This window comes from Streptomyces sp. NPDC050617, from assembly GCF_040654795.1.
Classification (GTDB): domain Bacteria; phylum Actinomycetota; class Actinomycetes; order Streptomycetales; family Streptomycetaceae; genus Streptomyces.
Map to the genome: position 1 here is coordinate 1 of NZ_JBFAIS010000019.1, position 15,215 is coordinate 15,215.

Genomic DNA, 15,215 nt, shown 5'->3' on the forward strand with positions numbered 1-15,215 from the left:
CCCCGCACCCCGCCCACCCCCTCCCCCCTTCCCCCCCCCCCGCCCCCCCCTTGCACCAACCCTCCGCGGCCCCCCCCCCCACGGCCCCGCCCCCCCCCCCCCCCCGGGGGCGCGCCCGGGCCGTGTTGGTCAGGATTCGTGCTTCCTGCCGCCGCTGTCGTCCGGTCGGACTCGCTCAGATCTCGCCGCGGAGCTTGGCGAGCGCCTCGGCGAGGATCGCCTCGCCGTCCGCGTCGCTGCGCCGCTCGCGTACGTACGCGAGATGCGTCTTGTACGGCTCGGTACGCGGCGGGTCCGGCGGGTTGTCCCGGTCCTTGCCTGCGGGGAAGCCACAGCGCGGGCAGTCCCAAGTGTCAGGAATCTGCGCGTCGCTGGCGAAGCTCGGCTGCGTCTCGTGCCCGTTCGAGCACCAGAAGGAGATGCGGAGGCGCGGCGCGGACTCGCCTCGCTCGGCCTCCCCCATCGGCCCCGCTCCGACCCGACTTCCTCGGATCGCGTTGCCACTTGCCACGGTCGTAACTCCCTGCGTGATGGTGCCGCGAAGCGTCAATGATGCAGCTCCGCTGCGGGCGCCCCAGTCTACGTAAGGCCCAACGCGCGTCCAGTGGCCGGAGTTACCGCCCGTCCGCGAGACGCAAGGCCCATGATAGGCCGCGCATACGACGGTACGTCAGCTGTCGAGCTTCATCAGCAGGCCGAGCACGATGATGCAGACGAACCACAGCACGCCGACGACGATGGTGATCCGGTCGAGGTTGCGCTCGGCGACCGAGGACCCTCCGACGGAGGACTGCATGCCGCCGCCGAACATGTCGGAGAGGCCGCCGCCCTTCCCCTTGTGCATGAGCACCAACATCATCAGCAGCAGGCTGAAGACGATGAGGGCGATCGAGAACCCCAAGACCACGGCTGGACCAACTCTCTCGGACTGAACACTTCGGACTGGAAAAACGGGAAACGCTGTAACCGCTGAGGAACACCAGGAACGGCGCGGGGCCGGGGCGGCGCGTATACGCCGGTCCCGGCCCCGACAGGGTACGACGGGCAGGCCCCATCGTCATAGCAGCCGTAGCCGCCGCCGCTGCTGCTACTGGTCGCGGAACCTGACGATCTTGACGAACTCGTCCACGTCCAGCGCCGCGCCGCCCACCAGGGCGCCGTCGACGTCCGGCTGCGCCATGATCGCCGCGACGTTGCCGGACTTCACGGAGCCGCCGTACTGGATGCGGACCTTGTCGGCCAGTTCCTGGCTGTAGAGCTCGGCGAGCCGCCCGCGGATGGCGGCGCAGACCTCCTGCGCGTCCTCGGGGGTCGCGACCTCGCCGGTGCCGATCGCCCAGACCGGCTCGTACGCGATCACGATGGACTCGGCCTGGTCGGCCGGGATGTCCGCGAGGGCGCCGTCGAGCTGCGCGAGGGTGTGCGACACCTGGTTGCCGGCCTTGCGGACGTCCAGGCCCTCGCCGACGCAGAGGATCGGCGTGAGGCCGTTGTCGAAGGCGGCCTTGACCTTGGCGTTGCAGACCTCTTCGTTCTCGCCGTGGTACTGGCGCCGCTCGGAGTGCCCGACGGCGACGTAGGTGCACTTCAGCTTGGCGAGCATCGCGCCGGAGACCTCACCGGTGTACGCCCCGGAGGCGTGCGCCGACAGGTCCTGGGCGCCGTACTTGATCTTGAGCTTGTCGCCGTCGACCAGCGTCTGCACCGACCGGAGGTCGGTGAACGGCGTCAGCACGGCGACCTCGACGGACTCGTAGTCCTTGTCGGCGAGGGCGAAGGCGAGCTTCTGGACGTGCGCGATGGCCTCAAGGTGGTTGAGGTGCATCTTCCAGTTGCCCGCCATCAGCGGGGTGCGGTCACTCACGGTGATTCAGTCCTCCAGTGCGGCGAGGCCGGGGAGCGTCTTGCCCTCGAGGTATTCGAGGCTGGCGCCGCCGCCGGTCGAGATGTGGCCGAAGGCGTTCTCGTCGAAGCCCAGCAGGCGCACGGCCGCGGCCGAGTCGCCGCCGCCGACGACGGTGAACGCCGGGCTGTCCAGAAGCGCCTGCGCGACGGCTTTGGTGCCCTCGGCGTAGTCGGGGTGCTCGAAGACGCCCATCGGACCGTTCCAGAAGACGGTGGCCGTGTCGGCGAGCTTCGAGGCGTACAGCTTGCGGGTCTCGGGACCGATGTCCAGACCCTCCTGGTCGGCCGGGATGGCGTCCGCGGCGACCGTCGTGGGGTGGGCCGGGGCCTTGGTCTCCAGGTCCGGGAACTCCCCGGCGACCAGGACGTCGACGGGGAGCACGAACTCCACGCCGCGCTCCTCGGCGCGCTTCAGGTAGCCCTGGACCTTCGGGATCTGGTCCTCCTGGAGCAGCGAGATGCCGACCTCGTAGCCCTTGGCCTTGAGGAAGGTGTACGCCATGCCGCCGCCGATCAGGATGCGGTCGGCCTTCTCCAGCAGGTGCTCGATGACCCCGAGCTTGTCGGAGACCTTCGCGCCGCCCAGGACGACGGCGTAGGGCCGCTCGACCTCGGCGGTCAGCTTCTTCAGGACGCCGACCTCGGTGGCGATGAGGTAGCCGGCGGCGTGCGGCAGCCGGGCCGGGAGGTCGAATACGGAGGCGTGCTTGCGGTGCACCGCACCGAAGCCGTCGCCCACGTACAGGTCGGCCAGCTCCGCGAGCCGGTCGGCGAACGCGCCGCGCTCGGCGTCGTCCTTGCTCGTCTCGCCCGCGTTGAAACGGAGGTTCTCCAGCAGCGTGACCTCGCCGTTCGCCGTGGCGGCTACGGTGGCCTTCGCGCTGTCGCCGACCGTGTCGGTGGCGAACGAGACGTTCTTGCCGAGCAGTTCGCCCAGTCGCGCCGCGGCCGGCGCGAGGGAGAACCGCGGGTCCGGGGCGCCCTTCGGGCGGCCCAGGTGGGAGGCGACGATCACCTTCGCGCCCGCCTCGGCGAGCGCGCTGACCGTCGGGACGACGGCGCGGATGCGCCCGTCGTCGGTGATGGCGGTGCCGTCCAGCGGCACATTGAGGTCGGCGCGGACGAAGACCCGCTGCCCTTCGACCCCACCCTGGATGAGTTCGTCGATCGTCTTCATGGTGACTCCGTCGTAGTCAGTCATGAGACAGGGCCCGCACGACGCGTCATCGCATCGCACGAGCCCTGTCCTTCACATCTCGGTGCCCGGGTCAGGCAACGCTCAGAGCTGGCTGCCGACGTACGTGGTCAGGTCCACCAGACGGTTGGAGTAGCCCCACTCGTTGTCGTACCAGCCGATGACCTTGACGCTCTTGCCCTGGACCATGGTCAGGGAGGAGTCGAAGGTGCAGGAGGCCGGCCAGTTGACGATGTCCGAGGAGACGATCGGGTCCTCGGTGTACTCCAGGATGCCCTTGAGCTGGCCCGCGGCGGCCTTCTGGAACGCGGCGTTGACCTCGTCCTTGGAGGCCTCCCGCTCCAGCTCGATGACCAGGTCGGTGACCGAGCCGGTGGGGACGGGGACGCGCATCGCGATGCCGTCCAGCTTGCCGGCGAGCTCCGGGATCACCAGGGCGGTCGCCTTGGCGGCGCCGGTGGTGGTCGGGATGATGTTCTCGGCGGCGGCGCGGGCGCGGCGCAGGTCCTTGTGCGGGAAGTCCAGGATGCGCTGGTCGTTCGTGTACGCGTGGACCGTGGTCATCATGCCCTTGACGATGCCGAAGTTCTCCAGGAGAACCTTGGCCATCGGCGCCACGCAGTTGGTGGTGCAGGAGGCGTTGGAGATGACGTGGTGGTTGGCCGCGTCGTACTTGTCCTGGTTGACGCCCATCACGATCGTGATGTCCTCGTCCTTGGCGGGCGCGGAGATCAGGACCTTCTTGGCGCCGGCGGCGAGGTGCTTCGAGGCGTCGGCCTTCTTGGTGAAGATGCCGGTCGACTCGATGACGATGTCGGCGCCGAGCTCGCCCCACGGGAGGGCGGCCGGGTCGCGCTCGGCCATCGTCTTGAAGGTCTGGCTGCCGACCGTGATGGTGTCGTCGGTGTGGCTGACCTCGTGCTTCAGGCGACCCAGGATGGTGTCGTACTTCAGCAGGTGAACCAGGGTGGCGTTGTCGGTCAGGTCGTTGACACCGACGATCTCGATGTCCGCACCCTGCTCCAGCAGTGCGCGGAAGTAGTTACGACCGATACGGCCAAAGCCGTTGATGCCTACGCGGATCGTCACGAACCGATCTCCTCGTTGGTTTGCCGGTCTGGACGCCGGCGAGCTGTATGGGATGTCCCCGACCGACTCCGACCCTACCTCTAACAAGGGACGTACGTGACATTGGCAGCGCTGGCCCGCACCCTCCGGCTTCGGGGTGCGGGCCGGCGCCCCCGGCCGCGCCGGGTCAGCCGCGTACGGCCCGCAGCGCGCCGCCCAGGAGCTTCGCCCGCTCGGCCGCTCCCGGCACGTGTTCCAGGCCGAACCCCAGCAAAGCGGTGTCGCGGGTGGTGACGGCCGCCGAGGAGTGGAAGAGCTCCTTGGAGCGGGTCCAGTCGGAGGGGCTCACCGGGCTGCCGGGCGGCGGTCCGGGCGCGGCCCAGGGGGCGAGGGCGGTCTCGAAGCCCTCGGCGGGCTGTGCGGCGCCGCCGATGACGACCTTGGTGCTGTCGACGAAGACGCCGCGCCCTCCGGTGTTGGGGTCGGTGATGTACGAGATCGCCAGCTCGACCTTCTTGCCCGCGTAGGCGCTGAGGTCGAAGGAGGCCGGCTGCCAGCCCGCGGAGGCGCCGGTGAAGCGGTTCCACGCCCCCGTGGTGCCGCGCGGCTGGCAGCTGCCGTCGCCGAGGGTCAGGTAGTGGGTGAGCCAGGGGTGCAGGTTGATGTAGTAGCCCTGGCCGCATTCGGCGGGGACGTCGGCGGTCGTCCCGCCGTTGGCGTCGGGCAGCGTGGTCCAGTCGTCCTGGCCCACGGTGTGCGCCTCGACGACCGCGTTGTCGTAGCCGTTCTCGGTGTCGAAGGCCAGCTGGAGGGCGAGGCTCGGCTTGTCCGCGGCGCTCGCTCCGGTCAGGTCGACGGTGCGGGCCAGCCGCTGGTAGGCGCTGTCCTGGTGCTGGGCCGCGGCCATCCAGTCGCCCTCGAAGGGCTGGGAGGGCGGGCGCGGGCCCTGGTAGTCCCCGGCCGCGGCGCCGGTGAACTGCGGGAACTGGGCCGGGGGCAGGCTGTCCGAGGTCAGCGCGTACGAGCCGGCCGCGTCGAGCGGGTTGCCGGCGGCGTCGGCGAGGTTCGCGGAGATGCCCTTGAGGGGGCCCGCGCCGGTGAACTTCGTGGGCGCCTTGAGGGACGTACGGCCGTACGCGCCCAGGTAGTACTGGCTGAAGTCGTCGGTGTCGGCCGGGCCGACGCGCGAGCTGCCGCCGGCCAGCTCGCCGCTGGTGACGACCTTGCCGCCCTCGTTGATGTAGTCGCGCACGGCGAGCAGGGTCGCGCCGCCGGGGCGGTTCGCGCCGGTGTACCAGAGCACGGTCCGGAAGTGGCTGAGCACGCCGAGCGCGTGCGGGGCGCCCTGCTTGGCGACGTCCCAGACGGCGGCCTTGCGGCCGTTGCCGGCGAGGGCCTCGGTATAGGCGGCGAGGTGCCGGGCGGGGGCGGCGCCGCCCTCGTCGGCGAGGATCAGGGTGTCGGCGCGCGGCCGCTCGGCGACGGTGTAGGTGAAGGGCTTGCTGGACGTGGTCGCCCCGTCGCGGGTACGGCCGGTGAACCACACCTGCACCTTGGAGCCGACGGCGGCGTCCTCCACCTGGGCCCGGTACTGGTCGAAGCGGATGTTGTCGTCACCCCCGTACCGTTCGCCGCCCGTCCACGCCTTCAGCGGCTCGGTGTGCGTACGGCCGCCGTCCACGCGGTAGTTGAGCCGCTTCTCGCGCAGGCTCTTGCGGGCGGTGACGGCGACTTCCTGGCCCTCGCCGCGCGCGTAGGAGGCGGCGAAGGTGTCGGGGCTGAAGTCGGGGGCGGGGATGCCCACCGAGGAGGCCGGCCGGTCGGGGTGGAGGGAGCTCTCGGCGACCGAGAGGGCGAAGGGGATGTTCTTGGCGAACTCCCGCTGGATCAGCTTCTCGTCGTCCGGGAAGTTGAAGACGGACTGGCAGTCGGCCGGGTTCCAGGGGTCGTTCGGGTCGACGGCGGAGGCCGTCTGGCAGGTCGACATCTCCGGGGTGAACATCATGACCCCGTTGGCGTTGGCCGCGTGTCCGTCGGCCTCGCCGTTGGTGGTGTAGAGCTCGGAGGAGACCTGCGGGCGGTAGCCGGGGATCGCGGGGTTCTCCGGGGTGCCGGCCAGGGACCGGTAGATCACGTCGTCCGGGGTCGGGGTGGCGACCTGCCAGCCGACGCCGTAGAGGATCAGTTCGGCCGCGGAGTGGTAGTTGATGGCGTACGTGAAGCCGACGCGCTTCTCGAACGCGTCGAGGGCCTGGGTCTCCGGCTCGGAGGAGGGGCTCTTGCCGCGGTAGGTCTCGCTCGCGGGGCGGGGTGACGAACCCTCGTTGTCGTAGCCCCACTTGTAGGAGAAGTTGCGGTTGAGGTCGACGCCGTCGCCGGCGGTGATCTTGCCGTCGCCGTTGTTGTCGCGGAGGTTCTTGCGCCAGAGCCGGTTGGCGGGGTCCTTGAAGGTGTAGTCGTAGCCGTCCGGGTTGGCGGAGAGCAGGAACCACAGCTCGGACCGGTCCACGAGCTTGGTGATCTGCTCGGTCCGGCCGTAGTTGTCGAGGTAGTAATGCAGCAGCCGGCGGGTCATCTCGGGCGTGATCCACTCGCGGGCGTGCTGGTTGGAGGCGTACAGCGTCGCGGGCTTCTCGCCGTCCGGGGTCTTCTTCGCGCCCTTGCTGAGCTTGAGGGCGAGGATGTCCTGGCCGTTCAGCGTCTTGCCGATGCTGACGACCTTGGTGATGTCCGGGTGGGCCCGCCCGATGTCGAGGATCTCCTGCTGGAGGCCGTTCTTGCCGCTGTACGGGCGGAAGACGCCGTCCCCGGCGGCCTTGAGCCGCTCCGTCGTCCGCCGGGAGATCTTCTTCTCGGTGAGGTGGACGCCCTGGCCGCGCAGGGTCGCGGCCTGGCCTCCGGTGAGGTACAGCTCGACCGGGGCGGTTCCCTTGTCCGGTATCCGCCTGCCGATCTCCTGCCCGTCCACGCCCGCCCGGAGCAGCAGCGGCAGCTGCGCGTGCCCCACGTCGGCGGTCCATACGGTCAGCCCGTCCCCGCCCGGCCGTGCCTGTTCCCGCGCCTGTGCGAAGGGCGCAGCGGCCAGTCCGCCGAATAACAGCGATGCCACTGCGAGAACCGCTCTCGCCTTGCGTCTCATGTGCCCCCCTTGCTGTTGTCTGTCGCGTCTGTGCGCAGACGACAGGCTTGCCACACTTCATGATCATGTCAATGACTCATCCGGGGGCGGACACGGCGCCGCCCCCGGCATCCGTTCTTTTCGGACGCCGGGGGCGGCTCGCGGTGACTGCGGACCGGTCAGCCGACCAGACCCTCGGCCAGGTCGTCGGCGAGATCCTCGGTGAGATTCGACTCCGTGCCCGGGATTCCGAGGTCCTGCGCGCGCTTGTCGGCCATCGCCAGCAGCCGGCGGATGCGGCCCGCCACCGCGTCCTTGGTCAGCGCCGGGTCGGCCAGCGCGCCCAGCTCCTCCAGCGACGCCTGCTTGTGCTCCATGCGCAGCCGGCCGGCCGCGGCGAGGTGCTCGGGCACCTCCTCGCCGAGGATCTCCAGCGCCCGCTGCACCCGCGCGCCCGCGGCCACGGCGGCCCGCGCCGAGCGGCGCAGATTGGCGTCGTCGAAGTTGGCGAGCCGGTTGGCGGTGGCCCGCACCTCGCGCCGCATCCGGCGCTCCTCCCAGGCCAGCACCGACTCGTGCGCGCCGAGCCGGGTCAGCAGCGCGCCGATCGCGTCCCCGTCCCGTACGACCACCCGGTCCACGCCGCGCACCTCGCGTGCCTTGGCCGCGATCTGGAGCCGGCGGGCGGCGCCGACCAGCGCGAGCGCGGCCTCCGGGCCCGGGCAGGTCACCTCCAGGGACGAGGAGCGGCCGGGCTCGGTGAGCGAGCCGTGGGCGAGGAACGCGCCGCGCCAGGCGGCCTCGGCGTCGCAGGTGGCACCCGAGACGACCTGCGGGGGCAGTCCGCGGATCGGCCGGCCGCGGCCGTCGACCAGGCCGGTCTGCCGCGCCAGCTGGTCACCGCCCGCCACTACCCGCACCACGTATCTGCTGCCCCGCCGCAGCCCGCCGGGGGCCATCACCACCAGGTCGGAGGCGTGCCCGAAGATCTCCAGGATGTCCTTGCGCAGCCGCCGCGCCGCGATCCCGGTGTCCAGCTCCGCCTCGATCACGATGCGGCCGCTCACCAGGTGCAGCCCGCCCGCGAACCGCAGGATCGCCGAGACCTCCGCTTTCCGGCAGCAGGTCCGGGTGACGGGAAGCCGGGAGATTTCGTCCTTCACCGCTGCCGTCATCGCCATGGGCCGATCCTTCCATGCATCCGAAAAATACGGTCGTACGCGGCGGCCAACAGCTCCGGGTCGTGCCTCGGGGAGCCGTCGAGCGCGGCGACCGGCGCCAGCTCGACCGCGCCGCCGAGCCGCTTGGCGGCTTCGGTGAGGCTCTCCCGGTCGGGCACGGCGGCCTCGTCGGCCAACACCACGTCCAGGGCGAGTTTAGGGGCGTGTCGGGCCAAAACCTCCAAATGACGCTGCGGGGAGAAGCCATCTGTTTCACCGGGTTGCGGTGCCAGATTCAACGAGAGGACCCGGCGCGCCTTGGTCTCCTGGAGCGCTTCGAGCAGTTCGGGTACGAGCAGGTGCGGGATGACGGAGGAGAACCAGGAGCCGGGGCCGAGCACCACCCAGTCGGCGTCGAGCACCGCCGCCACGGCCTCCGGCACCGCCGGCGGGTCCTCCGGCACGACGTGCACCGACTGCACCTCGCCGGGGGTGAGCGCCACGGTGGCCTGCCCGCGCACGGTGGACAGCTCGTCCGGGCGGTCCACGTCGTGGCCCCGTACGAGCGCCTGGAGCTCCAGCGGCACCGCCGACATCGGCAGCACCCGGCCGTGCGCCCCAAGCAGCTTGCCGACCAGGTCCAGGGCGCTCACATGGTCGCCGAGCTGCTCCCAGAGGGCGACGATCAGCAGATTGCCGACCGCGTGCTCGTGCAGCTCGCCCTCGCTGGTGAAACGGTGCTGGATCACCCGCGCCCAGGTCTGGCCCCAGTCGTCGTCGCCGCACAGCGCGGCCAGCGCCTTGCGCAGGTCGCCGGGGGGCAGCACGCCGAGCTCGTCGCGCAGCCGCCCGCTGGAGCCGCCGTCGTCGGCGACGGTGACGACGGCGGTCAGATCGCCGGTGATCCGGCGCAGCGCGGTGAGCGAGGCGGACAGCCCGTGGCCGCCGCCGAGGGCGACGACCTTGGGCTGGGCGCCGCGCGGGCTCCGGCGCGTACGGCCGCCCGGCACGAACTTGCGTACGCGCCGCACGCGCATCGTGCGATCCGTCATTCCCGCCCCATGTCCCGGTGGACGACGACGGTCTCGACGCCTTCCGAGACCAGGCGCTGCGCGAGCCGCTCGGACATGGCGACGCTGCGGTGCTTGCCGCCCGTACAGCCGACGGCGATCGTCACATAACGCTTGCCCTCGCGGCGGTAGCCGGCGGCGATGAGCTGGAGCAGCTCGGCGTACCGGTCGAGGAACTCCTTGGCGCCGGGCTGGTTGAACACATAGCCGGAGACCTCCTCGTTGAGGCCGGTGAAGGGCCGCAGCTCCGGCACCCAGTGCGGGTTCGGCAGGAAGCGGCAGTCCACCACGAGGTCGGCGTCGACCGGGAGCCCGTACTTGTAGCCGAACGACATGACGGTCGCCCGCAGCTCCGGCTCCTCCTCGCCCGCGAACTGGGCGTCCATCTTGGCGCGCAGCTCGTGCACGTTCAGGCTGGAGGTGTCGATGACCAGGTCGGCGTCGCCGCGCAGCTCGCGCAGCAGGTCGCGCTCGGCCACGATCCCGTCGACGATGCGGCCGGGGCCCTGTAGCGGGTGCGGCCGGCGGACCGACTCGAAGCGGCGGACCAGGGCCTCGTCGGACGCCTCCAGGAAGATCACCCGCCGCTTGACGTGCTTGGCCGCCAGCGCCGCGAGCGATTCGCGGAGGTTGTCGAAGAAGCGCCGGCCGCGTACGTCCACGACCACCGCGATACGGGCCACATTGCCCTGCGAGCGCGCGCCGAGGTCCACCATGGTGGGGATCAGGGCGGGCGGCAGGTTGTCGACGACGAACCAGCCGAGGTCCTCCAGGCACTTCGCGGCGGTGCTGCGGCCCGCCCCCGACATGCCGGAGATGATCACCAGCTCGGGGATGGCCGCCGTCTCGCCGCCCTCCGCCGCCGTAGCCGTACTCACCTGTGCTCCGTCTCCGTGTGTCTCGTTCATGCCTCATGCCCCCGTTCCGATGAGGACGCTGCGGGTGCGGCCTCCTCATCATCAATGATCTCTCCTGTCGCGGTATTCACCGCAGGGGCGGCCGGAGCCGCCTTGGCGAGGGCCGCGGCGACGGTCTCGGCGGTCTTGCGGCCGATGCCGGGCACCTCGCAGATCTGCTCGACCGTCGCGGCGCGCAGCCGCTTGACGGAACCGAAGTGCTTGATCAGCGCCTGCTTGCGGGTGTCGCCGAGGCCGGCCACGGCGTCCAGCGGGCCGGCCTTGATGGCCTTGGCGCGCTTGCTGCGCTGATAGGTGATGGCGAAACGATGCGCCTCGTCGCGGACGCGCTGGAGGAGGTAGAGCCCCTCGCTGCTGCGCGGCAGCACGACCGGATCGTCCTCGTCCGGCAGCCAGACCTCTTCGAGCCGCTTGGCGAGCCCGCAGACGGCGACGTCGTCGACGCCGAGCTCGTCGAGGGCCCGCTTGGCGGCGGCGACCTGCGGCTGCCCGCCGTCGACCACGACGAGCTGCGGCGGGTAGGCGAACCGCTTGGGGCGGCCGTCGTCGTCCAGGGGACCGGATTCGAGAGGCTCGGAATCGAGAAGACCGGACTCGCGGGGACCGGATTCGCGGGCGCCGGACTCGCGGGCGCCGGATTCGAGAGGCTCGGAGGACCCGGCCGCTGCCGCGCCGGGCTCGCCCGATTCCCCCGGCTCTCCCGGCTCCCCGGGCTCTCCGGCCCACTCCCCCGTCTTCTGCTTCTCCTGGAGATAGCGGCGGAAGCGGCGCCCGATGACCTCGTGCATGGACCGGACATCGTCCTGGCCCTCGAACGTCTTGATCTGGAAGCGCCGGTACTCGCTCTTGCGCGCCAGCCCGTCCTCGAAGACGACCATGGAGGCCACCACGTCGTCGCCCTGGAGGTGGGAGATGTCGAAGCACTCGATGCGCAGCGGCGCGGAGTCCAGGCCGATCGCCTCCGCGATCTCCTCCAGGGCGCGGGAGCGGGTGGTCAGGTCGGAGGCGCGCTTGGTCTTGTGCAGTACGAGCGCCTGCTGGGCGTTCCGCTGCACCGTCGCCATCAGGTCCTTCTTGTCGCCGCGCTGCGGGATGCGCAGGCTGACGCCGGAGCCGCGGCGCTCGGCGAGCCACTGCGCGATGGGCTCGACCGGGTCGGGGAGGGCGGGGACGAGGACCTCCTTGGGGACCGCGTCGCCCTTCTCCTCGCCGTACAGCTGCTGGAGGGCGTGCTCGACGAGGCCCGCGGTGTCGACGGCCTCGACCTTGTCGGTGACCCAGCCGCGCTGCCCGCGGACCCGGCCGCCGCGCACGTGGAAGATCTGCACGGCGGCTTCGAGTTCGTCCTCGGCGACGGCGATCAGGTCGGCGTCGGTGGCGTCGGCGAGGACGACGGCGTTCTTCTCCATGGCGCGCTTGAGCGCCTCTATGTCGTCGCGGAGCCGGGCCGCCTTCTCGTACTCCATGTCCTCGGCGGCCTCGCGCATCCCCGCTTCGAGCCGGCGGATGTACGTGCCGGTACGCCCGGCCATGAAGTCGCAGAACTCCTCGGCCAGTTCACGGTGTTCCTCGGGGGTGACCCGGCCGACGCAGGGCGCGGAGCACTTGCCGATGTAGCCGAGCAGGCAGGGCCGGCCGATCTGGGCCGAACGCTTGAACACCCCGGCGGAGCAGGTCCGTACCGGAAAGACCCGGAGCATCAGGTCGACGGTCTCGCGGATCGCCCACGCGTGCCCGTACGGCCCGAAGTAGCGCACGCCCTTCTTCTTGGGGCCGCGCATCACCTGGACCCGCGGGAACTCCTCGTTGAGCGTGACGGCGAGGGACGGATAGCTCTTGTCGTCGCGGTACTTGACGTTGAACCGCGGGTCGAACTCCTTGATCCACGAATACTCCAGCTGGAGCGCCTCGACCTCGGTGGACACGACGGTCCACTCGACGGAGGCAGCCGTGGTGACCATCGTCCGGGTACGCGGGTGCAGCCCGGCGAGATCCTGGAAGTACGAGGAGAGCCGCTGACGGAGGCTCTTCGCCTTCCCTACGTAGATCACCCGGCCGTGCTCGTCACGGAATTTGTAGACCCCGGGCGAGTCGGGGATCTGTCCCGGCTTGGGTCGGTAGCTGCTGGGGTCGGCCATGTCAGACACCCTACTGGCGGCCGGTGACAGTTCCGCCGCCGAGCGGGCCCGGGGGCCCGCTTGTGCCGGGGCTGTGTTGGGCTTGCGCCGGGGTGGGTCCGGCCTACGCCGGGAGTGGGTCCGGCTGGCGCCGAGGAGGTTCCGGCTCGCGCCGGAGGGGGATTCCGGCTCGCGCCGGGGCCTGGGGCCGCTTGAGCCGGGGAGGGGCCCGCACGTTCCGGAGGCACGTATGGCACCGGCGGCACGTGGACCGAGCCCCGCCCGTTCCGGGCCCCGGGGCCACCCGTGCCGGGCGCCCGTGCTGGGGGGGGCTTATGCCATGGCCGAAAGCCTGCTCGTGCCAGGCCGGGGCCTACCGGATGCGGGAGAGCGGGATCCGGAAGTCCGATAGGGCACGGGAGAACGGGGCCGGGGCCCTACAGGACGCAAGGAAGCTGAACCGGGAGCCCGCTGAGGCATGGGAGAGCCGTTGCCGCAGGCCCTATGAGGCACGGCTGTACGGAAGGGCCGGGACGTCTCCCGCACGGGAGTTCCGAGGAGGGCGGGCACGGAGGAGCCCCGGCGGCGGGGAGGCACTGCCGCCGGGGCCGTTGATCGGGGACGGTCCGCCCGAGACGTCCGGGAGGGGCCGGTGCGGGCGAGACGTCCGGGAGGAGCCGGGCCGACCGAGACATCCGGGCGGGTCCGCGGGCCGATCCGCGGGCCCAATCGAGGGCCGAATCGCGAACCGATCCGCGGTTCCGGCCCGTACGCGGCGCCCGTCGCACCCCGTCCGTGCCGGCCCCGGCGAATCGTTCTTGCCGGGGCCGGAATCGGGGTCAGGCGCGGCGTCGCCGCCTGGCCGCGACTACGGAGAGGCCGAGCGCCACCACAGCCGCCCCGCCCGTCGCGAGGGAGGTCGCGGTCAGCAGGCCGTCGTTGTCGTGCGCCACCGACACGGCCTGCGCCACGGCCGGCGCATCGCCCTTGGCGGCATCGGCATCGGCGCCGGCGTCGGCGCCATAGCCGCCCGCCAGGCCCTTCTTGGCGTACTCGGAGCCCGGCAGCTTGTCGCCGTACGCCTTGTGCACCCGTGCCTGGTACGCCTCGACGGTGGTCCCCTTCGCGCCCACGGCGCGCTCGGCATCGGCGTCCAGCGGCAGCACCCGGTCGCCGCGCTGCACGTACCAGGCGTCGATCTGCGGCTCGCGGAAGACGGTCCCGCCGCTCGCCTTCTCGGCTCCGGCCGCCGCGTAACGCGTCTCGTCGTCGCCGGTGGCGATGTTGACCACCTTGTACGAGCCGCCCTGCCGGACGGCCCATACCGACGCCTTCCGCCCGTCGGCGGAGACGGCCTTGGTGGCGAGGAAGTCGAGCTTCGCCACGGGGGCTTTCGCCTTGCCGGCCACGAACTCCGGCGCGAGCGTGTAGACCGGCACGGTCGCGCCCTCGACCTTGGGGGCGGCCTTCGCCTTGACCATCGCGCCGCCGGCCGCGCTGTCGCGGGCGAAGAAGCGGGAGAGCGTGTCGAGCGTGGCGGGGGCGGTGGCCGCCCGGTGGGCCTCGGCGACCGCGGAGGCGGCGGGAGCGGCGGGGGCGGCCGAGGTCTCGGCCGCCTGGGCCGCCGGGGTGAAGCCCAGGAGCACGCCGGCGAGCGCGCCGCCGGCGACGGCGGCCGCGCGGGTCGCGTTCCTCTTCGTACGGCTCGGGGCGTTGGTGTGGCTCGTCGCGGTCATGACCTCACGCTCCGATCCCGTAGAGCGAGTGGGTCCAGGAGAATTCTTGATTGCTGACATACCAGTCGTGCGAGGCCCAGTTGTAGCGGTTGTTGGAGGGCCACGGGTCGCCCCAGGAGACCTGGTTGTCGCGGGAGTTGTCGTAGCCGTACAGCACATGCATGTGCCCGCCGCCGGAGGACCACTCGATGCGGGTCTCGATCGGCCGCCCGGCGCTGATCTCATTCTGCACGGTCGGGTAGCGCAGCCATCCGGTCACATAATTGCCGGAATTGATGCCCGCCCAGCGCAGCGCGGTCTGCACATTGGCGAGGTTGGCCTGGTTGTTGGGGCAGTCGGTGCCCTGGCGGCGGTTGAAGGCCGCGTTGCAGAACTGGTTCTGGCTGTAGTTCCGGCCGAAGAACGTGGCGATGGTGTCGCCGGAGGCGGCCCAGCACCAATTGTCCTTCTGCTGGGCCTGCATGGTGATGTTGAGCTTCTTGGCGCCGGGTACGGCCCGCGGGCCGGCGCTCTGGCCGCTCGCGGCCTGGACCGACGCTGCGGCTGGTGCGGCGGCCAGTGCGGCGCTGCCGGCGGGCTCGGCCGAGGCGGACGCGGCGGTGGCCGTCGTCACGGCGGCTCCGGCCAGCAGCGCCGAGGCTATGAAGCCTGCTATCGGCAGCCGTCTGCCGCGTGCGCGGCTCTTCTGCGAGGGTGCGGGTGCACGGGTCATTGCGTTCCTCCCGAGCTGGGGGGTTGGTGTGGAGGAGCGCGTCCGGACGCTGGTGAGGAGCATCCGGGTGTTGTCGGGGGTCGGTCAACAGGATTCCCCGCGGGTGATGCGGAGGTGTGAACGACGGGAACCTGATGTGAACAGACCACATCTGTCAGCCAGGAACACAACGGTCCCAGCCGATGAGACCTGTCACACTGGTTGTGAAAATTCACAG

The 15,215-nt window shown here is 71.2% G+C and carries 12 protein-coding genes; all 12 read right to left on the bottom strand.

The window, feature by feature from the left end:
* Positions 1–175 precede the first annotated feature (175 nt).
* Positions 176–511 carry an RNA polymerase-binding protein RbpA gene (locus AB0I49_RS23940; protein WP_076971064.1) on the bottom strand — a complete coding sequence of 112 codons (336 nt, stop codon included), beginning with the start codon at positions 509–511 and terminating at the stop codon, positions 176–178.
* Positions 512–670: 159 nt separating this feature from the next.
* Complete coding sequence (secG, locus tag AB0I49_RS23945) at positions 671–907, bottom strand: preprotein translocase subunit SecG (RefSeq protein WP_363229093.1); 237 nt, start codon at positions 905–907, stop codon at positions 671–673.
* Positions 908–1,087: 180 nt separating this feature from the next.
* Positions 1,088–1,864 (bottom strand): triose-phosphate isomerase, encoded by a 777-nt coding sequence (gene tpiA, locus AB0I49_RS23950; protein ID WP_363229094.1) that lies wholly within the window; start codon positions 1,862–1,864, stop codon positions 1,088–1,090.
* Between the two features lie 6 nt (positions 1,865–1,870).
* Positions 1,871–3,082 (bottom strand): phosphoglycerate kinase, encoded by a 1,212-nt coding sequence (locus AB0I49_RS23955; RefSeq protein ID WP_363229095.1) that lies wholly within the window; start codon positions 3,080–3,082, stop codon positions 1,871–1,873.
* A 102-nt stretch (positions 3,083–3,184) separates the two neighbouring features.
* Positions 3,185–4,189 carry a type I glyceraldehyde-3-phosphate dehydrogenase gene (gap, locus tag AB0I49_RS23960; RefSeq protein WP_363229096.1) on the bottom strand — a complete coding sequence of 335 codons (1,005 nt, stop codon included), beginning with the start codon at positions 4,187–4,189 and terminating at the stop codon, positions 3,185–3,187.
* Between the two features lie 166 nt (positions 4,190–4,355).
* Complete coding sequence (locus AB0I49_RS23965) at positions 4,356–7,307, bottom strand: M14 family zinc carboxypeptidase (protein ID WP_363229097.1); 2,952 nt, start codon at positions 7,305–7,307, stop codon at positions 4,356–4,358.
* Positions 7,308–7,465: 158 nt separating this feature from the next.
* Positions 7,466–8,467, bottom strand: a complete 1,002-nt coding sequence (gene whiA, locus AB0I49_RS23970) for a DNA-binding protein WhiA (RefSeq protein ID WP_363229098.1) — start codon at positions 8,465–8,467, stop codon at positions 7,466–7,468.
* On the bottom strand, positions 8,458–9,498 hold the full coding sequence (gene yvcK, locus AB0I49_RS23975) for a uridine diphosphate-N-acetylglucosamine-binding protein YvcK (protein WP_363229099.1): 1,041 nt from the start codon (positions 9,496–9,498) through the stop codon (positions 8,458–8,460). The genes whiA and yvcK overlap by 10 nt, the downstream gene beginning before the upstream one ends.
* Positions 9,495–10,424 (bottom strand): RNase adapter RapZ, encoded by a 930-nt coding sequence (gene rapZ / locus AB0I49_RS23980; RefSeq protein ID WP_363229100.1) that lies wholly within the window; start codon positions 10,422–10,424, stop codon positions 9,495–9,497. The genes yvcK and rapZ overlap by 4 nt, the downstream gene beginning before the upstream one ends.
* Positions 10,421–12,571 carry an excinuclease ABC subunit UvrC gene (gene uvrC / locus AB0I49_RS23985; RefSeq protein ID WP_363229101.1) on the bottom strand — a complete coding sequence of 717 codons (2,151 nt, stop codon included), beginning with the start codon at positions 12,569–12,571 and terminating at the stop codon, positions 10,421–10,423. Before uvrC ends, rapZ begins: the two co-directional genes overlap by 4 nt.
* A gap of 818 nt (positions 12,572–13,389) precedes the next feature.
* On the bottom strand, positions 13,390–14,286 hold the full coding sequence (locus tag AB0I49_RS23990) for a hypothetical protein (RefSeq protein WP_363229102.1): 897 nt from the start codon (positions 14,284–14,286) through the stop codon (positions 13,390–13,392).
* Between the two features lie 4 nt (positions 14,287–14,290).
* A complete protein-coding gene (locus tag AB0I49_RS23995) occupies positions 14,291–14,998 on the bottom strand; it encodes a papain-like cysteine protease family protein (RefSeq protein ID WP_363229103.1) in 708 nt (235 codons plus the stop codon).
* Positions 14,999–15,215: the final 217 nt, after the last annotated feature.